Genomic DNA, 20,308 nt, shown 5'->3' on the forward strand with positions numbered 1-20,308 from the left:
TTGTGTATGTCATGAGCCGGTTTGCCTGGCTGCCGGCTTACGGCTGCCTGACAATGTTGTTTACCTCGATGAGCGCTCTCGCTGCGCCGCCTGCCGCGGCTGTGCAGCCAGTCAGCATGCGCTTCTTGATACCTGCCCAATCGCTTTCCACAGCCTTGATTGCATTTGGCAAACAGGCCGATATGCAGGTGCTTACGGCGGGTGAAACCGTGGCTGGACTGCGCTCGCAAACGGTGTCGGGTACGTTGGACGTGCGAGCGGCATTGACGCGATTGTTGAAAGGCACCGCTCTAACGTTTGATTTTGTGGATGCACGTACGGTGGTGATCAAGCCGACGGCGACCGTGTCGGCAAAGACAGCAGATGCAGCGTCCAAGTCCGCCAACGGATCAACAGCAGCCACACTGCTTCCTCCCGTTCAAGCTATCGGTGTCATCGGCAAAGATGTCAGCTACATGGGCGATGTGATTAGCGGTCCCGCTCGCTCGCTTTCCGACCCACTCGACATACCGCAATCCGTGGGCATCGTCACGCAAGGGTTGCTTCAATCGCAGCAATTGCAAACCGTTGCGGACGCCGTGCAGAACGTTTCAGGCGTGTTGTATTACGACACCTCGAATGGGCTGCCAGGCTTCGAGGTGCGTGGTTTCGTGACGGGTAACGGTATGACCGACGGTTTGCCGAACAGCATCTCAGGCATCGGTGAATTCCCACCCTTGATAGGTGTTGAGCGGGTGGAGGTGCTGAAAGGGCCGCAGGAGATTCTTGGCGACGACAATGACAGCAACGATTTCGGTGGCCTCGTCAACGTCGTACTGAAAAAGCCGCAGAGCGATCCTATACATGTGCTGACATTTTCCGTCGGCCAGGATGGCCAAAAGCAACTTGGCCTAGATCTGGCGGGTGCATTGAATAGCAGCAAAACATGGAGCTATCGCCTGATCCTCAATGGCAATGTCGCCGATCACACACCGCAAGGTATGCGCGGACAACGTGAACGTTACATTGCACCGTCTATTGGCTGGACGACGACAAATACTACGTTTGTCGCCGGCTTTTCCTTGATCATGGATCGCTTGCCGATTCCGGATCACGTGCTGCTGTTTAACAACACCCTCTCCTCGGCATCACCACCGGGCATTCTTCTCGACAACCCGGATGATCACAACGAGATCAATTCGCGGCGACTGTATTACCTCTATGAGCATCGCTTCAACGATGTCTGGGCATTCCGCAGCCGTGCACAATATGTCCGCGAATCTTCCAACGAACAGGATTGGCAGTTGTACGGCACCGAACCTAACGGCGATACGACGGCCACGGCTGAGAATTACTGGTACAGGGATGCCTATTACGCGTTGCAGAATGATGTCGTTGCTGCGTTTGGCCACGGATGGATGCAGCATGCCGTGACGCTTGGCTACGATTATTCGCGTGTACAGGTAGGCGGGGTTACGGATGTGTTGAGCAACAGCATCCCGTACAACATTTTTACCGGCGGTGCGCTGCCCCGGCCAGCGTCGGTACTTTCATCCAGTGACTATGCGCAGGGGTACCAGCCGGGCTATCCATGGACTACACAGAGTGGCTTCTTCGTTCAGGACCAGGTGTCGCTGGGAACGCAGTGGCAACTTCTGTTGGCATGGCGGCGGTCAGTCTACGAGTTGCAAACGACGTATCCGGATGGTGCGCCGTGGAACCAGGAGAAAGTGCAGTGGGTGCCGAACTTCGGCATCGTTTACAGACTTGAGCCGAACATCTCGCTCTACGCGAGTACATCCAATGGTTTTGAGCCCAACACATATCTCGGCAAGGATGGACGACCGCTACCGGTCATTTTGTCGCGTCAAATAGAAGTGGGAAGCAAGTTCGATCTATTTGATAACCGCGCGCGCCTCACCGTGGCAGCCTATCGCATCATGCTCGATCACAGTTACGACATCCTTGCGTTCGAGCCGTTTTATGTGACGCCGGGACCAGGCCAGACCGACAAAGGTATCGAAATTGAATTCAACGGACAGGTGACGCGGGGTTTCGAGGTCAGCTCAAGCTACACCAATGCCCTGGTCGAAAATCATGATGGGACACCTGCCACTGCCGCCCCGCGAAAGCTTTTCAGCGTATGGGGTAGTTATTCTTTCCAGAGTGCCCCGCTTCAGGGATGGGGCGTGGCGGCTGGTGTACTGGCACGCAGTCACAGTCTCGGGGAGACTGTGGACTACCTCAATTACATTCAGATTCCCGGCCAAGCCAGCGTTGCGGCGAACGTGTCTTATCGTACGCAACGCTGGAGTGTGACATTGGGCGTGAAGAATCTTTTTGATCGCAATCTCTACGGCACGTATTTCAATGAAACGTTTGTGCCGCTACACAATCGGCGCACGTACCTGTTGAGCGGTGCGTTGGCGTTCTGACGCAACGTCAGAAACGATACGTGCCTGTCAGACTCAAGATATCGCCCGTATCGGTAAAATAACCGTTGATGGAACCTGCGCCAAGAATCGGTTGATTGGTCATGTTCACCCGTGCGTTGTTGACGAATTCGTGCTGATAGCCAACGTCGAAGCTGAGTTTTTCGCTGACCTTGTATCCCAAGCCAAGGCCAAGCAGTTTGCGATCGGCATCCGGTACGCGAGGATCGCGGTCGGCGACGTTGGTGGGAGTTTCGTCAAAGCCAACGCCAGCATGCAACGTCCATGCATCGCTGAGTTTGTAGTCGCCACCGACGGCATACGTCATGCTGTTCTTGAAGCGTTCGGGCAGCGCGAAGATCGTCTGACCATTCGATGTCAGCACCAGGTCTTGGAAGCTGGACCATTGCGTCCGCTTGATGGTGCCGGCGATGGACAGTCGATCGGTGAATGCATGCAACCAGTCTGCGCTGGCAAATGCCGGTGTATCGAACACGGCACTGACGGGGCCACCATTGGGATTGATCGATGGCAATGCTGGATCGAGCAATGGCGCTTCGGCCAGCAGCTGTTTGCCCGCAGTGCTACCGTAAAGGTTGTAGGAGCCGCTCAGCGTCTGGCCGATGCGCGAGTGATAACTTATGCCAAACGTATCCTGATCGGTGGGTTTGTAGACAAGGCCCCCGAGATAACCGAAGGAAAACTTTCGTCGCGCATTGACGTTCAGTTGCACGTCCGCCTGTTGTGGTGGAAGTGGAAGACCAAACAACGCTTGCGCTGCGCCGTAGGGATCGGCCACGGTGTCGAGCGATGCCTTGGTGTACTGCCCGAGTACGCCCAGACCGAGCGAGAATTGGTCGTTGAGTTTGAAGGCCGCCGAGAAACTCAAATTGGCCGTTTCAAGATAGGTTTCAGTACCGAAGTAGCGACCACGCCACGACGAGTTGTATTGGCTTTCCAGTCCGAACGGCACGGTGAGTGCGCCGCCGAGTGTGAGACGATCAGTCACCGGCACTGCCCACGCGACATTGGGAAACGGAACGAACTTGCCGAAGCCGTTGGGATTGCCGCCTGTCGTGGGATTACCGTCCACGTCTTGCGTCTGACCGTGGAAGACGGCGCTCGGCCGAATCTGGATACCGGTGACCTGAAACATCGAACCGGTAAAGAACGCCATCGCTGCGGGGTTGTTGTAAGCCGCCGTAGGATCGTCCGGAAAAAGCGATCCGCCTGCATCGGCACGCGCCCAACCTGCTGCATTGTCGGTCGGCAATTGGAACGCACCGGCCCGGGCAATAAGAGGTAGCGTCAGGGCACTAAGCAAAGCCACGGCAAGCGAACCATGGCGGACCATGGGGCGAAGAGTCATGTGCGTTGTCCTTATAGGCGGTGAGCGCGAACTACGAAAAATTCCTAGACGACCTTCCGTCTGATGGACTCCCCAGTCCAGGAATCATTTCGATTGTGCTCAAGATATCACTAAAGCTGCCAGCAGCCTCAAACACTTAGGTGCGAGTCGTTGGACTTAAAAGCGTTATGGTCTTCGCCTGCTAACGCCCCACCGCTTTGATCGACACATCAGTACGAACGCGCGTTATCAATCGACTAATGCGTTGGTTCTTTTCTGCGCATTCGATTGCATTGCATCAAACATCGACACGCGGATTTTTTGCAGCAATGTTTGTGTGCCATGTCGAAAGCATGTTGCGCACGCATCAAAAAAATCACTGCGCAATGTAATCGTTTGCGCGCTTCATTCTTTTTGAAGTTTCATTTTTTGCATGTTCCATTTTTGGAATGTGCAGCGCGATAGAGTGCGTGAGCGAAACATTTTGCGCTTACGTCAGAATGTGATCTGTTTCATGCTGCTGTCATATTTCGATCATGCGAAGTGCATGATAGAAATGAACGCAGGGGAAAAAGAGCGACCAAGAACACACAAGCGTCGCGAAAGTGTCATCGCTGCTACGTGGGGGGAAGGTGGCAGCAAGTAAGAGAAGCAATCAGCAAGACACGTTTTGGATTAGCGTTTGGTGCATCGTGGCTTTGCCATGTCGCCGCTTGTCTTGGGACGCATGGCAGATCTGCGAGCACCATTTCTTACAAAAACTCCTTGGGGAGAAACACACGTGAGATTTGGATCCGTACGTCATGGTGGCCATCGTGCCGCCAAGCTTGTGTTGACTGTTTTAGCCATGAGTGTGGCAGCGATGTACGCCAACAGCAGTCATGCCGGCACGCTCGGCTTGCTGTCAAAGCCGCAAATTACGCATTCGCCCAACAACAACGATCGCGCCACCCTTGCGGGCAATACATCGCCCTTTGCCACGGCCGCCAACGATCAGGGCCGTGTTGCCGACACGACCAGCATGGATCACATGTTGCTGCAACTGAAGCGTCCTGCCGATCGTGAGCAGGCGCTGCAGACGCTCATGCAGCAGCAAGTCACGAAGGGTTCGGCGAACTATCACCAGTGGCTGACCAATGCGCAGCTCGGTGCGGAATACGGTCCGTCCCAGATGGACGTCGATGCGATTACCAGCTGGCTTACTGCGCAAGGTTTCACCGTCAATCGCGTGTACGGCAACGGCATGACGATCGACTTCTCCGGTACGGCCGGCCAGGTACGTCAGGCGTTCGCCACCGAGATCCACCATCTGAACGTGAAGGGCGAAAGCCACATGGGCAACATGAGCGACCCGCAGATTCCGGCGGCATTCGCAGGTGTCGTCGATGGTGTGGTGTCGCTCAATGACTTCCGTCCGCACACCAACAAGAAGGAGCATGTGGATTACACCTTCACTGAAAGTGGTTCCACGTATCAGGCGGTGACACCGGCCGATCTGGCGAAGATCTACAATCTCACCTCCGTGTTCAATGCTGGCGTGACCGGCACCGGCGAAACGATTGCGTTGATCGAAGACACCAACGTGTATTCGACCAGCGACATCACCACCTTCCGTTCGACGTTCGGCCTGCCGACCGCCACTTTCAACCAGGTTCATCCGGAAAGCTGCACCAACCCGGGTGACGTTGTCGGCAACGACGGCGAAGCCGAGCTGGATGTGGAGTACGCCGGTGCCGCCGCGCCGGGTGCAACGCTTGAGCTCGTATCGTGCAAAGACACCTCGACCACGTTCGGTGGCTTGATCGCGATGGAGGATCTGCTCGAAGCAGGTTCTGCGCCGACGATCTGGAGCGTGAGCTACGGTGAGTGCGAAGCGGAAAACGGTGCGACCCAGAATGCTGCTTACAGCTCTACGTACGAGAGTGCAGCGGCTGAAGGTATCTCGGTCTTCGTCTCTTCTGGCGACGAAGGCGCTGCCAGCTGCGACGCCGACGAAGCCAATGCCACGCACGGTATCGGTGTAAGCGGCTTCGCGTCCACTCCGTACAACGTAGCGGTGGGCGGTACCGACTTCGGCGATACCTATGCCGGCACCAGCAGCACGTACTGGAGCTCGACCAACAGCTCGACCTACGAGTCGGCACTGTCGTACATCAATGAAATTCCGTGGAACGACTCCTGCGCGGGCTCGCTGCTTTCCTCGAAAGAAGGCTACAGCACGCCCTACGGCACGAGTGGCTTCTGCAATAGCAGCACCGGTAAAGCAGACTTCCTGACGACGGGTTCCGGCAGCGGTGGCCCCAGTGGTTGCGCCACCGGCAAAGCCAGTACCACGGGTGTCGTTGGCGGCACGTGCGCGGGCTGGGCCAAGCCATCGTGGCAGTCTGGCCTGGTCGGCAATCCGGCCGATGGTGTGCGTGATATCCCGGACGTCTCGCTGTTCGCAGCGAATGGTCTGTGGGGACACTACTACGTGTACTGCTACAGCAACTCCAGCACCGCCGGAAAAGAAGACGGATCCGCCCCTTGTACGGGCGCTCCCAGTGGCTGGTCTGGCGCTGGCGGTACCTCGTTTGCTTCGCCGATCATGGCCGGTATCCAGGCGCTGGTTGACCAGCACAATGGCTTCACCACCGGGGCTGGCAACCCGGACTCGGTGTATTACTCGCTGGCCAACACGGAGTACGGCGCATCCGGCAGCAGCACCTGCAATTCCAGCAACGGCAACACCGTGGGTAGCTCGTGCATCTTCTACGACATCACCCAGGGCGATATGGATGTGAACTGCACCGGCACGCACAACTGCTACAAGCCCTCGGGCACGTACGGTGTGTTGTCGACCTCGAACTCGGCGTATGACAAGGCTTACGGCACGGGCACCGGCTGGGACTTCGCCACCGGTATCGGTTCGGTGAACGCCTATAACCTGGTCTACGCGTCGGCCTGGTAAACATTAGTCGTTAACTATGTTGTAGTTCCTTCCAGCGCCTCCTGAGTGATCAGGAGGCGTTTTTTTCGGCTCGAACAAATGTCTGGCCGATCTACTTTTGCGACGCAGGATGCGCTGTGAACACGTCGCTGCCAAAGGGGTGCAACGAGTCGGCAGCGGCATAACCGAGATGCTTCAAGCCAAAAATATCTTCGAGCGTACGCAGCAAGCTGTAATGGTTGTACGGCGTCGTGGATGTCGTGCCCGGTGTGATGAAAGGCGACAGCAACACCGCGCCGATTTGTCCGCCGCCCGGGCCAAACTGCCCGGGTTGCGGGCCACCTGGAAGCGGTTGCTCGTTGCAGCAGGCCGTTCCATCTGTGCCTTCATCGAAGGTGATGATCAGCAGACCATCTTTCTTGAACGCGGGCGAGTTTAGGATGCGCGGCACCCACGTCTTCAGAAATACATTGGCGGAAATCAGGCCGCCTGGGTCGCCGTTCTGGCACGGTGCATCGTGTCCATCGTTGCAGAGGTTCGGCGTGATGTAAGCGAAGTTGGGTGTGGTGGCGATGTGCGTCAGATCGTTCGTCAATGCATTCAAGTTGACGACGTTCGTGTTGCAGTAAGGCTTGTCGTCGATGATCGAATGAAAGTAGACGAACGGGTTGTGCTTAGCGGCGTATTGGTCGTTCGGTGTCGCGTGACGTGTTGGATCATCCGCGCCGATGGCGACATGTCCGCACGTGGCCGATTCACGCATAGGATCGGCGCCCATGTCTTCCATATAGCCCTTCCAGGTGAAACCGGCAGCGCTGAGCTGATTGGCAAGCGTGTTGACGCTCTTCGGATAGATGCAACCGGTACCCGGTAGCTGGCCATTGGCGTCAGGCTTCGTCGCAGACGGCACAAATTCGCTGTACGTCGTGCAGTCATTTTGCGTGGCCGGGTTGGGTGCCTGACCGCTGATCATCGCGATGTAATTGTCCAGACTGTTATGGCCGATGCCGTAAAAGTTGGGCAGCATTGCGCCTTGCTTGGGCAGATCGTGAGCCAGATACGGCGCGAGCGAGTTCTGGCCGAACGTTACCGTATAGGACTCGTTCTCCAGCACGATGATAAAGACATGGCGCACAGGCGGCATAGGGGATGCCGCATTCTTTGCTGCGAAGCAGGCAGTCGATCCAGCCAACACGGCAATCAGCATGACGAGGCCAACAAGCATCCGCGTGAGCGCGCGGTGCGAGCCGATACCTAGTGGTACGTAGCGAAACATCTGCAAGTTCCTTGATGGATGCAGCGCTGTATCGCTGCGAATGACACCCTGTCTGCATGGGCCGACAGGCAACAAGGCTATTGCAGCGCTACTGCGCGACAGTATCAAGTCGCGCTAGCGTCAGAGCGTGTCAGGCGCGCCCGTAGACATCGTCGAAGCGGACGATGTCGTCCTCGCCCAGATAGCTGCCGGACTGCACTTCGATCAACTCGAGCGGCACCTTGCCCGGATTGCGCAGCCGGTGAACGCTGCCTAGGGGGATGTACGTGCTCTGATTTTCACCGAGTAGAAATACTTTGTCGTCGCACGTGACTTCGGCAGTACCGGACACCACGATCCAATGCTCCGCACGATGGTGATGCTTTTGCAGACTCAGGCTCGCACCGGGCTTGACCACAATGCGCTTGACCTGGAATCGTCCGCCCGCTTCGAGCGAGTCGTAGCTGCCCCACGGGCGATGCACGACGCGATGGAATGAATGCTCGGTGCGACCGGATGCTTTCAGTTGATCGACCACTTTCTTCACATCTTGCGCGGCATTGCGATGTGCGACAAGGGTGGCGTCGGGCGTGCTGACGATGACCAGGTCGTCCACGCCGACGGTGGCGATCATGTGGCGATCGTGCGAGCGCAACAACGAGTTGCGCGTGTCGATCGCCATCGTGTCGCCTTCGCGCTGGTTGCCCTGCGCGTCGTGCTCGCCGGACAGCCACAACGCCGACCACGAACCGATATCGCTCCACGCGCAATCGACTGGAATGACTGCGGCGTGGGACGTTTTTTCCATCACCGCGTAATCGATCGAGTTATCCGGAACCTTCGCGAAGGCATCGCCGTCCACGCGCACGAAATCCAGGTCCTTATGACCCGTCGCGTAGGCTTCGCGTACTGCAGCAAGCATGGCTGGCGCGTGCGTTCCCAGTTCTTCCAGGTAACGCGACGCCTTGAACAAGAACATGCCGGAGTTCCAGTCGTAACCGCCGTCTTTTAGATACGACTCGGCCGTGGGCAAATCCGGTTTTTCGACGAACTTACCGACACGGTATGCGTTGTCGCCAATCGATTCGGCGCGGCGAATGTATCCAAAGCCTGTCTCAGGACGATCGGGATGAATGCCGAACGTCACCAGCCAGCCTTCTTTCGCCGCGGGAAGGGCCTGCTTCACGGCGTCGGTGAAGCTATGGGTGTCGCCGATCAGATGATCGGCGGGCAGCACGAGCAGCAATGCATCGGCGTCTTGTTCCATGGCCTTCAGCGCACCGAGTGCAATCGCCGGTGCCGTATTGCGAGCCATCGGCTCAAGCACAATGCTGGCGCCTGTAACGCCGCTTTCGAGCAACTGATCGGCCGCCAGAAAGCGGTGATCCTCACTGGCCACCACAATGGGCGCCCGTACATCGGGCAGCTTCTGTGTGCGCGCCACAGTTTGCTGGAAGAGGGTGCCTTCCCCGCTCAGCGAAAGGAATTGTTTGGGCAGGTTCCGGCGCGACACAGGCCACAGGCGCGTACCGCTGCCGCCGCTGAGGATCAAAGGGATCAACATAATTCAACGAACCTGGTTGGAAAGGGTTTCGATGACTTCGTCAAGGCCATCCTGCCAGTCCGGCAGAGCATAGCCGAACCGCTGCTGGAATCCCGAGTTGTCCAGCACCGACCACGCGGGTCGCTTGGCCGGAGTGGGGAATTCTGCCGTCGTAATGGGTACGACGCGCGGAACGCGTTCGATCAATCCACGGGCATGGGCTTTCTGGAAAATGATGCTCGCAAAACCCTGCCAGCTGGTGTGACCGCTGGCGACCAGATGATGAACGCCACGCATCGCGTTGCGTTGAGCGGCATCGGCTTGTTGCCATGCGGCGATGGCGGCGAGTGTGCCGCGAACGATCAGATCGGTGCTGGTTGGTGCACCGTGCTGATCGGCAACCACGCGCAGTTCTTCGCGCTCCGCACCCAATCGCAACATCGTGCGTAAAAAGTTGTGCCCGTGTGCGGCGTAAACCCATGCTGTGCGCAGCACGAGGTAATCGCATCCGCTCGTTTCCAGCGCATGCTCGCCCGCGAGCTTGCTGCGGCCGTATGCGCCAAGCGGGCCCGTCGACGCATTGACGGGATAGGGGTGCGTAGCGCTGCCGTCGAAAACGTAATCGGTGGAGTAGTGCACCACCAACGCACCGTGGGAAGCAGCCCATTTGGCGAGCACGCGAACGGCTTCTCCGTTGACGCGCGTGGCCAGGTCTTCTTCCTGTTCGGCGCGATCCACGGCGGTATAAGCGGCGGCATTGACGATGATGCCGGGATGCAGGTTGTCCAGCAGTGTCGTCAATGTTTCAGGTGCAGACAGATCGGCAACTACCGCCGCGCCGCCATCGACGCGCGTGCCATCACGGCTTGCGGCGGTGACACGACCCAGTGCGGCCAGACCGCCTTGTTCGAGAAAACTGCGGCCGAGCTGACCGTTCGCGCCAAGCAGAAGAATATTCATTCGGCAAACAAAGGAAGGCGATCGGCGGGTATGTCGGCAAGCAGTGGTGCTTTGAGATCTTTCTCGGAAAGCTGTGGCGCACTGATGGGCCAATCGATGCCAAGGCTCGCATCGTTCCAGCGCACACTTGCGTCGGCCTTGGCGTCGTAAAGTGCCGAGCACTGATACGAAAACGTGGCGTGGTCAGAGAGTACGCAGAAGCCGTGTGCAAAACCTTCCGGTATCCAGAAGTGACGGTGATTTTCAGCAGTGAGCATCACGCCGGCCCACTGGCCGAACGTGGGCGAGCCGCGGCGAATATCGACGGCGACGTCATAGACCTCGCCTTCCAGCACGCTGACCAGCTTGCCTTGCGGGTTGGGCCACTGATAGTGCAGGCCGCGCAATACGCCTTTGCTCGAGCGCGAGACGTTGCTCTGAACGAAATCGGACGCGATGCCGGCGGCGACATACTTCGCCTTGTTGTAGCTTTCATAAAAGAAGCCACGTGCATCGCCAAACACCTGGGGTTCGATGACGACCGCGCCAGGCAATGAGGTCTGAACGATCTTCATCCCACGTGTCCTTGTTCGATCAGGTTGAGCAGGTATTGGCCGTAACCGGTTTTGGCGAGCGGCGTGGCAAGCCGCTTCACTTGCTCTGCATCGATCCACTGATTGATGTATGCAATCTCTTCGGGACAGCACACTTTCAGGCCTTGGCGGTTTTCGATGGTTTCGATGTAATTGCCGGCCTCCATCAATGATTCGTGCGTACCGGTATCGAGCCATGCGTAACCGCGGCCGAGTTGTTCCAGATGCAACGAGCCGTCTGCGAGATAAAGACGGTTGAGATCGGTAATCTCCAGCTCGCCGCGCGGCGACGGTTTCAGATCTGCCGCAAAATCGCAGACGCGCGAATCGTAGAAGTACAGGCCCGTCACCGCGTAGTGCGATTTGGGTTTGGACGGCTTTTCTTCCAGACCTACAACACGGCCGCTGGCGTCGAACTCGGCGACGCCGTAACGCTCCGGATCACGTACCCAATAACCGAATACCGTAGCGCCGTGCTCGCGCGAATCCGCGCGCTTCAGACGATCGGTGAGACCCACGCCGTAGAAGATGTTGTCGCCGAGTACCAGACAGCTTGGATCATTGCCGATGAAGTCGCGACCAATGACAAACGCTTGCGCCAAACCGTCCGGAGAAGGTTGCACGGCGTACTGAATGTTGATGCCCCACTGCGATCCGTCACCCAGCAGGCGCTGAAACAGCGCTTGCTCATGCGGTGTGTTGATCACCAGCACATCTTTGATGCCTGCAAGCATCAGCATCGACAGCGGATAAAAAATCATCGGCTTGTCGTAGACCGGCAACAGCTGTTTGCTGACGGCTTGGGTGATGGGATAAAGACGCGTGCCGGAACCGCCGGCAAGAATGATGCCCTTACGCTTGCTCATACGCCCAGACGCTCCATGCGGTAGCTGCCATCGAGTACGCGCTGTACCCAGGGTTGATGAGTGAGATACCACTCTACCGTTTGCTTTATTCCGCTTTCGAACGATTGCGATGGCTGCCAACCGAGCTCGCGCTGCAATTTGCTGGAGTCGATCGCATAGCGACGGTCGTGACCGGGGCGATCCTTGACGTAAGTGATTAACGATTCGCGAGAGCGGCCATCCGCAAGCGGACGTTGGGCATCCAGTAGCGCACAAATGGTCTTCACCACAGTGATGTTGGTGCGTTCGGCATTTCCGCCTACGTTGTAGGTTTCGCTCACCTTGCCAGCATCGAGCACACGGCGAATGGCAGAGCAGTGATCGCCCACGAACAACCAATCGCGAATGTTCATGCCATCGCCGTACACCGGCAGCGGCTCGCCGGCGAGCGCCTTCTGGATGACCAGCGGAATCAGTTTTTCAGGGAACTGATACGGACCGTAGTTGTTCGAGCAATTGGTGGTGAGCGTTGGCAAACCATACGTGTGATGGAACGCGCGCACCAGGTGATCGGAGGCTGCCTTGGACGCCGAGTAGGGCGAGTTGGGCGCGTAAGGCGTCGTTTCGGTGAACTTGCCGTCGGCGCCGAGCGAACCGTAAACCTCGTCGGTGGAAACGTGCAGGAAACGGAACTCGTCCTTCGATTTGCCTTCCAGCTCGCGCCAGTAGTCGCGGGTGGATTCCAGCAAGCCAAGGGTGCCCACCACGTTGGTGTGGATAAAAGCCCCGGGACCGTCGATCGAACGATCGACGTGGGATTCGGCGGCAAAGTTCACTACGGCGTCAGGCTTGTGTTCGGCCAGCAAACGAGTGATCAAAGTGCGGTCGCCGATATCGCCTTGCACGAAAACGTGACGACCGTTATCTGCCAAAGGCTCCAGCGTGTCGAGATTGCCTGCATAGGTGAGCTTGTCCAGATTCACCACGCGCAGGCCATCGGCCACGGCTTGCAGCACAAAGTTGGCGCCAATAAAACCGGCTCCGCCGGTAACGAGCAATGTTTTCATCTGACCCTCCGAGGTGGCCGCACATTTTGTCATAGCGCGGGTTTTGTCGGATTGTTTTGTGGAGCACGGGACTAGAGCGCATTCATATCCACTTTGGTAAACGGATGAGTATGGTTATTCCCGTGGTGTCGAAAGCTCAGCTTCCCGCAAGGAAATCGGCTAAATTCCCCCCGCCCAGATGGTGCTATCCGTGCAAGGAGACGCTTAAGTCGATGCCGAGCTGGATTGGGCCCATGGAGGCATGAAGCCGGATGGTAAGCCTTTGGTTGTCTACGACGTTTATTTCAGCTGTTCAGCCTGAGACGGTAATATGGCTCGTTTATCGCCGATTTCCATTGCAAGCCGGGGCCGCCAGCAATATGAAAAAGTCTAAGAAGAACAGTCCGCTAGGTTTAGGAACCCGCGCCATTCATGCCGGCCAGCACCCTGATCCGAGCACGGGCGCCATCATGACGCCCATCTACGCCACGTCCACTTACGTGCAACAAAGCCCGGGTAAGCACAAGGGTTACGAGTATTCGCGAACGCAAAATCCTACGCGAATGGCGTATGAGCGCTGCGTGGCAGACTTGGAGGGCGGCGCTGCCGGTTTTGCTTTTGCCTCGGGCTTGGCCGCGGCGGCGACCGTGCTGGATATGCTCGATTCCGGTAGCCATGTCATCGCCATGGACGACCTCTACGGCGGCAGCTACCGGCTATTCGAACGGGTGCGTCGACGTTCGGCTGGACTGGATTTCAGCTTCATCGACCTGAACGATGGTGACGCGCTCAAAGCCGCATTGAAGCCCAATACGCGCATGATCTGGGCCGAAACACCGACCAACCCGATGCTGAAGCTGGTGGATCTATCCAAGGTCGCCCGCTTCGCCAAAAAGTACGGCTTGACCCTGGTGGTGGACAACACGTTCTGCTCCCCCATGCTGCAGCGCCCGCTGGAACACGGCGCCGATCTCGTGCTGCATTCGGCCACCAAGTATCTGAATGGGCACTCCGACATGGTGGGTGGCATCGTGGTGGCCGGTAGCCGTGAGCTCGCCGAACAGATGGCGTTTTTACAAAATTCGGTGGGAGCCGTGGCCGGACCGTTCGACGCCTTCCTGGCGATGCGTGGTCTGAAGACGCTGCATTTGCGCATGAAGGCGCATTGCGAGGGCGCCGGCGAGCTGGCACGTTGGCTCGAAAAGCATCCGGCCATCGAGCGCGTGATTTATCCCGGGCTGAAAAGCCATCCTCAGCACGCTCTAGCGCGCCGACAGATGGATGGCTTCGGCGGGATCATCAGCGTAGAAATCAAGGGCGGTTTGAAAAAGGCTCGCCGCATGCTGGAGCGTTGCGAGCTCTTTGCACTGGCTGAATCGCTTGGCGGGGTGGAAAGTCTGATAGAGCATCCCGCGATCATGACGCATGCTTCCGTGCCCCCGGCCAATCGCAAGCGGTTAGGTATCAGCGATGGCTTGGTACGGTTGTCGGTGGGAGTAGAGGATATTTCGGATTTGCAACGTGAATTATCCGTTGCGTTGTCGAATTAGTCCGGTGCCAACAGAGCTTTGATGAAGGCTGCATTAGTTCATGCTGGTCACGCGTACGGTACACAAAAAAGCGAGTGGACGTACCAGCTTTTACTAGGTGCCGTAAATTGCACGTTTGGGAGAAGGTAAATTGAGTAAATCCGCTCAGGGTGGCCGGAGTGACGTCACAGAACTGCACGAGCGCAGGAGGTGGGAGTGGCCATTTGCGTCTTTGACCCGTCACAGATCGTTGGTGTGGGAGCTCACCAAGCGTGAGGTTCTAGGGCGATATCGCGGTGCGAGCTTCGGACTGGCGTGGTCGGTAATCAGTCCGTTTCTGATGTTGGGCGTTTATGCATTTGCTTTTGGCGAGGTGCTGAAGAGTCGTTGGCCGCAAAGTGCGGGAGGCAACCATTCCTATGCAGTCATTCTATTCGTAGGTTTGATTGTTCATGGATTTTTTGCGGAGTGCATAACTCGTGCTGCCACACTGATCGTGGCTAATCCCAACTTCGTCAAACGAGTCGTTTTTCCACTGGATATTCTTCCGTGGCCAATGGTCTTTTCTGCAATTTTCCACGCGCTGATCAATACATGTGTATTAGCGCTACTGATGCTCGCCACTGAACAGAGGTTGCATGCGACCATTGTGCTAGTGCCAATCATTTTCATGCCGCTGATGCTCGTGACCCTGGGGGTCTCGTGGGTTTTGGCATCCCTGGGGGTGTATCTCAGAGATATAAGTCAGGTGATGCCTGTTCTGGCTACGGCATTGCTCTTTCTGTCCTCGGCCATCGTTCCAGTGAATATTCTGCCGAGCGCTATGCAGAGGTTGTTTTACATGAATCCACTTACGTTCTTCATTGATCAGGCGCGTATCGTTGCTTTGGTCGGGGCAATGCCAGATTGGTCGGAACTTGCCATGGCGACTGCCATCGGATTTGTTGTCGCGTGGTTAGGTCATGCCTGGTTTATGGCCACGCAAAGGGGCTTCGCTGATGTCCTCTGAACTGATCGTCGAGGCCAAAGGGGTTGGAAAGGTATTTCCCATTTACGACAAGCCTCACTATCGCCTGATGCAGATGATCTTTGGGGGAACCAAATGGCATCGCGAGTTCTGCGCGCTTTCCAACGTTAACTTTTCTATCCGGCGCGGCGAAACAGTGGGAATCGTAGGGCGCAACGGTTCCGGCAAGTCAACGTTGCTGCAAATTCTCTGCGGCACTCTTGCTCCAACATCAGGCGACGTGCATGTACGCGGCCGAGTTGCTGCGCTGCTGGAGTTGGGGGCGGGCTTCAATCCGGAGTTCACTGGTCTTGAAAACGTGTATCTCAATGGCACGGTGCTGGGGCTGACGCGTGCGCAGATTGCCGAGCGTTTGGACAAAATTCTTGCCTTTGCTGAAATTGGCGAATTTATAGATCGTCCCGTAAAAACATACTCAAGCGGTATGTATGTGCGTCTTGCGTTTGCGGTGGCCATTCACGTCGAGCCCGACTTATTGGTGGTGGACGAAGCTTTATCTGTGGGCGATGAAGCCTTCCAACGAAAATGTTTTGCCCGAATAGACAAGTTGCGCGATGCCGGGTGCACCGTACTGTTCGTCTCACATTCTGCAGGTATCGTGGTGGAGCTTTGCGATCGTGCGATCCTTTTGGATCGTGGCGAAGTTCTCGCCGATGGTTTACCTAAAGCGGTCATTTCCCGATATCAGCGAATGCTCTATGCACGAGAGGAACGTGCGACAGAGCTCCGCATGACTATGCGACAAGAATATAGTGGCGGTGCCCCTGCGCTGTCGGTAATAAGTCCTGCTAACCATACGCCCGGGCCATCCCAGGTAAAGAAACACGATGCAGTCGAAGCCTATTACGACGAAAATCTGAAGTCGCAGAGTGAAGTCATATACTCGAGCCAGGGTGCCGTGATCCATGACCCTCATCTGGAAACTATGGATGGAAGGCGGGTCAACGTTCTGAACGCCGGTGAGCGTTACTTTTACGTATATCAGGTCAAGTTCGAGCAAACCATAGTGGGTGTGCGGTTTGGCATGATGATTAAGTCCATTACGGGAATAGAAATTGCGGGTGCGGTCAGTGCGCCTAGCCAAAATGCCATTGAAATGGTTGATGCGGGTAAGACGTATTCGTTGCGCTACGGTTTTGATTGCGATCTGGCCGGTGGCACTTACTTTATGAATGCTGGAGTGTTGGGGCGTATAGGTGAGGAGGAAACTTACCTTGATCGCCGAATCGACGTGCTGATGTTCAGGGTAATGGCTTCATCCGATCGTATGTCGACCGGCTGGGTAGACCTGGTCGACGGTGTGACGCTTGAGGCAACTGAAGGAACCTGATAACCATGAATGCGTCAGCTAAATCGAATCGTCTTTGTGTTCTGGTGCTTGGTATGCACCGCAGTGGTACGTCGGCCATGACGCGGTGCTTGAACTTGCTAGGCATGGATCTTGGTTCGCATCTGCTCAGCCCGGAAAACATGAATGCGAAAGGATTCTGGGAGCACGCGGATGCGGTTCGAATCAACGATCAGCTTCTGCATTCGATGAAGACTTTTTGGCACAGCCTGGAACCTCTGCCACAAAATTGGCTAGAGAGTAGTGCTGCGCAGGAGGCCAGATCGAATATCAAGGCTCTTATTAAGCGCGACTTTTCAGACGTGCCTTTCTGGGGGATCAAGGATCCGCGTTTGTGCCGCTTGGCGCCTTTATGGCTGGACGTGCTGCATGAACTGGATATACCGGTGGCTACCGTATTTGTGACTCGGTCGCCCATGGAAGTGGCCGCGTCTCTTGAGCGTGTTCATCATCTGAGTCGCGCCTTCGGTGTCGCGTCATGGATGCAGCATTTGGCAGAGGCAGAAGTTGCGACGCGTGATACCCCTCGTTACATGGTGGCGTATGACCAGCTTTTGAGAGATCCAGTTTCAACGTTGACGCATTTGGGGGACGCACTGAGCATTCATTGGTCGGTTCCGGTCAATGAGCGGAAAGATGCCGTCACCTCATTTCTCGACGACGGGCTTCGCACTCAGAAACAAGACATGGCGAACGAGGGTCTTCCTTCCTTGGCTCGGCGAATGGTCGAGACTGTGGAGCAGATAATCTCGTCTGGCAATTCACTGGAGAGCTGGAGAAAACTATCCCATTTGGCTGACGAGGTTGTCGACTTCAGTGAGCTATTGGGCAGCTTGGAGCAGGTGGAGAAGTCCGGTGGGCTGTCCAAGTCCAAAATCAGTGCGCAGTTTTATTATGCGCAAGAAGGGCAGCCTTTTGATGAGACCCGTTCGTCTCGCATGGAGCTAACGGGAGGGGAGAGGTGCCAGCTTGATTTTCCGCTTCTCAATAACGGCGATGCGGAAACTTTTAGTACAAGGTATCGATTAGATCCTGTAGATAGGGCAGTCCACTGCGTCATTCATTCGCTTGTTCTTCTGGATGATGATAGTCAAGTCATTTGGAATTTTTCTCGAGGGAATGATTTCTCGCTCATTGGCTTTACTACGTATGAAGCCGGTTTAATCGAACGGGAGCTCGTTCGTACCGACACCGACCCGCAGGTGCTTTTCACCTGGCCGGAAGACATTCTTCGTCAGGGGCGTGTTTTGCGACTGGATATCGAATTGCTTTCCGAGTTGGATCTTGTTGATGAACTGATCACAAAAAATTCTTCGTTAAGCGAGCAATTGGCCGAGCGTAATAGCGAATACAAAAAGCTCGTCGAAGTTAAGGACAATGCCACTGGACAGTTGGAAGTCATGGCGGCGGAGCTGAAGCGGACTGAATCCGAGAATTTGGTCAAGGAATTGACCCACGCTAGGGAGCGGCTTGAGCTGACCGCGCGCTTTCAAAACGACATTCAGCAAAGTGAAGAGCGTTTGTCGGCTGAGTTACAGAAGGCACGCGCGGAACATGCGGGGTCGCTTCAGGAAATCGAAAGGTTGACGGCGACGCTGCAAGAGCAGAAGTTGCAGATTGAAGGGCAGGGGGCGCAGATCGAAGAGCAGAGGTCGCAGATCGAAGAGCTGCAAAGAAGTATTAGCTATCGAATTTTGCGGCGACTTCGCGGAAGAAAATGACGTGCTTGTGACTATATCGATAGCGACTTTCGGAAGAATTAATTTAATTAAAATGGATTGGTCAATGCGTGGTAGATGATGATTCTTTTCATCATGAGGATGACGCGTCAACTGCGCATAGGCTGCAAATACACACATGGGCGACGCGATTTTGAAGCACGCCGACCAAGATTGAGAAAATGAATCAGAGAATCGGTTTATTAAAAAAAATTCGCGCGCTGCAATCCGCGGGGCGAAGAAGCTACTACCAGGCTAGAGTCAATGGTCTGAGCAGATGGCAAATCATGGTTCGCATCTTGCGAACCATGATGCGAGGGCCGCGCTTTTTTTCGCGTCGTGTCATCGCATACGACCAGGCAAGGCTTGCTGTAAATCCAAGCGGTGGGCTTATCGAGAAAGGGCTCGATGGCTTCGAAGCTTATCGTTCTTGGACCCTTACGCAGGAACCAAAAGTTGAGTTGTGCGAACGCGAAGAGTTAATCAGCGTACTAATGCCTACATGCGAAAGCCCGGAGGAGTTTCTGCGTGAAGCGATCACCAGTGTGCGCGCTCAAAGTTACTCCAATTGGGAGCTGTGCATTTACGATGATGCGTCGGGCGCGCAGCACGTACACGATATCTTGCAGGAGGAAATGGCGGTAGATCCGCGAGTAATCGTCGTGAAAGGAGTGACGCGTGGAGGTATTTCTGCGGCCTCCAACGAAGCTCTCAAAATGGCCCGGGGGAAGTTTGTTGTATTGCTGGATCACGATGATTTGCTGCATCCGGATGCGCTGGCGGCAGTGATGGCCGCGATGGAGAGCGACGAAGCGGACATCATCTACTCGGATCATGACTGTATTGATGAAAGCGGGCGCCGCAAGTTTCCATTTTTCAAGCCCGATTGGAGCCCGGATCTGTTTTTGTCGCAGATGTACCTAGGGCATCTAGTGGCGATCCGGCGTGACCTTATACAGCGGGTCGGTCCTTTTGACTCATCAATGGATGGTGCACAGGACTACGATTTGATACTTAGATGTATAGCTGCTGGTGCCAAAGTGCACCATATTTCCAGAGTGCTCTACCACTGGCGTCAGCATGCTGGCTCGACTGCAGGTAACGCCGACTCCAAACCCTACGCACATCATGCGGGTCGCGCGGCATTGCAAAGATATCTCGACAAAGTCTATCCGGGAGCGGTTGCACGCGACGGAGCCCATGGTTTTTGCTATGACGTACGTTATCCCGTGCCCCAAGAGAACAGCAGGATAGATGCCAGCATAATCATCCCAACCCGGGATGGTTTGGATTTGCTGCGCGCGTGCATAGATAGCCTTAGGAAGGTGACGAATGCGGCGCGCTATGAGTTGATCGTTGTCGACAACGGGTCAAAAGAGACCGCCACTTTAAGGTGGTTGGAGGACATGGCTGGACGAGGGGTCATTAAAGTCATTCATGCCGATGTCCCCTTTAATTGGTCTTATATAAATAATCTTGCGGCCGAACAGGCGGTGGGTGATGTGCTTGTCTTCTTGAATAATGACGTCGAAATTATTGACCAGGAGTGGTTGGGTCGGTTGGTGGAGCACGCCATGCGCGAAGATGTCGGGGTTTGTGGCCCGCTTCTACTTTATGGTGATATGACTATTCAGCACGCGGGCGTGGTGGTCGGGCTAGGTGGATGGGCCGATCATGTCTTCAAGGGTATGCAGCCTTTGCACATACAGAGTAACTACGTCTCTCCGATCATGCGCCGCAACGTGTTGGCGGTTACCGGAGCATGTATGGCAATTGA

General features: G+C 56.0%; 14 protein-coding genes. 7 read left to right on the plus strand and 7 right to left on the minus strand.

Features of this window, described 5'->3' with window-relative positions; translation table 11 throughout:
• Positions 1 to 11: 11 nt before the first annotated feature.
• Positions 12 to 2,414 carry a TonB-dependent receptor gene (locus VK725_RS07960; protein ID WP_325317524.1) on the plus strand — a complete coding sequence of 801 codons (2,403 nt, stop codon included), beginning with the start codon at positions 12 to 14 and terminating at the stop codon, positions 2,412 to 2,414.
• Positions 2,415 to 2,421: 7 nt separating this feature from the next.
• On the opposite strand, the gene VK725_RS07965 is transcribed toward VK725_RS07960, so the two are convergent.
• Positions 2,422 to 3,780, minus strand: a complete 1,359-nt coding sequence (locus VK725_RS07965) for an OmpP1/FadL family transporter (RefSeq protein ID WP_325317525.1) — start codon at positions 3,778 to 3,780, stop codon at positions 2,422 to 2,424.
• 760 nt (positions 3,781 to 4,540) lie between these two features.
• Here VK725_RS07965 and VK725_RS07970 point away from each other — a divergent pair.
• Positions 4,541 to 6,709, plus strand: a complete 2,169-nt coding sequence (locus VK725_RS07970) for a S53 family peptidase (RefSeq protein ID WP_325317526.1) — start codon at positions 4,541 to 4,543, stop codon at positions 6,707 to 6,709.
• Positions 6,710 to 6,800: 91 nt separating this feature from the next.
• Here VK725_RS07970 and VK725_RS07975 read toward each other — a convergent pair whose 3' ends face one another.
• The 6 genes from VK725_RS07975 to rfbB form a co-directional block, all read right to left on the minus strand.
• Positions 6,801 to 7,964, minus strand: coding sequence for an alkaline phosphatase family protein (locus VK725_RS07975; RefSeq protein WP_325317527.1), 1,164 nt, complete (start codon positions 7,962 to 7,964; stop codon positions 6,801 to 6,803).
• A 130-nt stretch (positions 7,965 to 8,094) separates the two neighbouring features.
• Positions 8,095 to 9,507, minus strand: a complete 1,413-nt coding sequence (locus VK725_RS07980) for a mannose-1-phosphate guanylyltransferase/mannose-6-phosphate isomerase (RefSeq protein WP_325317528.1) — start codon at positions 9,505 to 9,507, stop codon at positions 8,095 to 8,097.
• 3 nt (positions 9,508 to 9,510) lie between these two features.
• Entirely contained in the window at positions 9,511 to 10,446 is a 936-nt protein-coding gene (rfbD, locus tag VK725_RS07985) for a dTDP-4-dehydrorhamnose reductase (protein WP_325317529.1), read from the minus strand.
• Positions 10,443 to 11,000, minus strand: a complete 558-nt coding sequence (gene rfbC, locus VK725_RS07990; RefSeq protein ID WP_325317530.1) for a dTDP-4-dehydrorhamnose 3,5-epimerase — start codon at positions 10,998 to 11,000, stop codon at positions 10,443 to 10,445. The genes rfbD and rfbC overlap by 4 nt, the downstream gene beginning before the upstream one ends.
• Positions 10,997 to 11,884, minus strand: coding sequence for a glucose-1-phosphate thymidylyltransferase RfbA (rfbA, locus tag VK725_RS07995; protein WP_325317531.1), 888 nt, complete (start codon positions 11,882 to 11,884; stop codon positions 10,997 to 10,999). The genes rfbC and rfbA overlap by 4 nt, the downstream gene beginning before the upstream one ends.
• Positions 11,881 to 12,930 (minus strand): dTDP-glucose 4,6-dehydratase, encoded by a 1,050-nt coding sequence (gene rfbB / locus VK725_RS08000; protein ID WP_325317532.1) that lies wholly within the window; start codon positions 12,928 to 12,930, stop codon positions 11,881 to 11,883. The genes rfbA and rfbB overlap by 4 nt, the downstream gene beginning before the upstream one ends.
• 359 nt (positions 12,931 to 13,289) lie before the next feature.
• Here rfbB and VK725_RS08005 point away from each other — a divergent pair, with 359 nt between their 5' ends.
• The 5 genes from VK725_RS08005 to VK725_RS08025 form a co-directional block, all read left to right on the plus strand.
• Entirely contained in the window at positions 13,290 to 14,459 is a 1,170-nt protein-coding gene (locus VK725_RS08005) for a PLP-dependent aspartate aminotransferase family protein (RefSeq protein ID WP_325317533.1), read from the plus strand.
• 229 nt (positions 14,460 to 14,688) lie between these two features.
• Entirely contained in the window at positions 14,689 to 15,447 is a 759-nt protein-coding gene (locus tag VK725_RS08010) for an ABC transporter permease (RefSeq protein ID WP_414648466.1), read from the plus strand.
• The gene (locus tag VK725_RS08015; protein ID WP_325317535.1) at positions 15,437 to 16,795 is read left to right on the plus strand and encodes an ABC transporter ATP-binding protein; all 1,359 of its coding nucleotides are present in this window, start codon (positions 15,437 to 15,439) and stop codon (positions 16,793 to 16,795) included. Before VK725_RS08010 ends, VK725_RS08015 begins: the two co-directional genes overlap by 11 nt.
• A 5-nt stretch (positions 16,796 to 16,800) precedes the next feature.
• Positions 16,801 to 18,534: a hypothetical protein gene (locus VK725_RS08020; RefSeq protein ID WP_325317536.1), complete on the plus strand. Its 1,734-nt coding sequence runs from the start codon at positions 16,801 to 16,803 to the stop codon at positions 18,532 to 18,534.
• Between the two features lie 179 nt (positions 18,535 to 18,713).
• Positions 18,714 to 20,308, plus strand: a 1,595-nt coding sequence (locus tag VK725_RS08025) for a glycosyltransferase family 2 protein (protein ID WP_325317537.1), incomplete at its 3' end; no start/stop codon positions are given.

It is taken from the genome of Dyella sp., from assembly GCF_035486915.1.
Taxonomy (GTDB): Bacteria; Pseudomonadota; Gammaproteobacteria; order Xanthomonadales; family Rhodanobacteraceae; genus Dyella_B.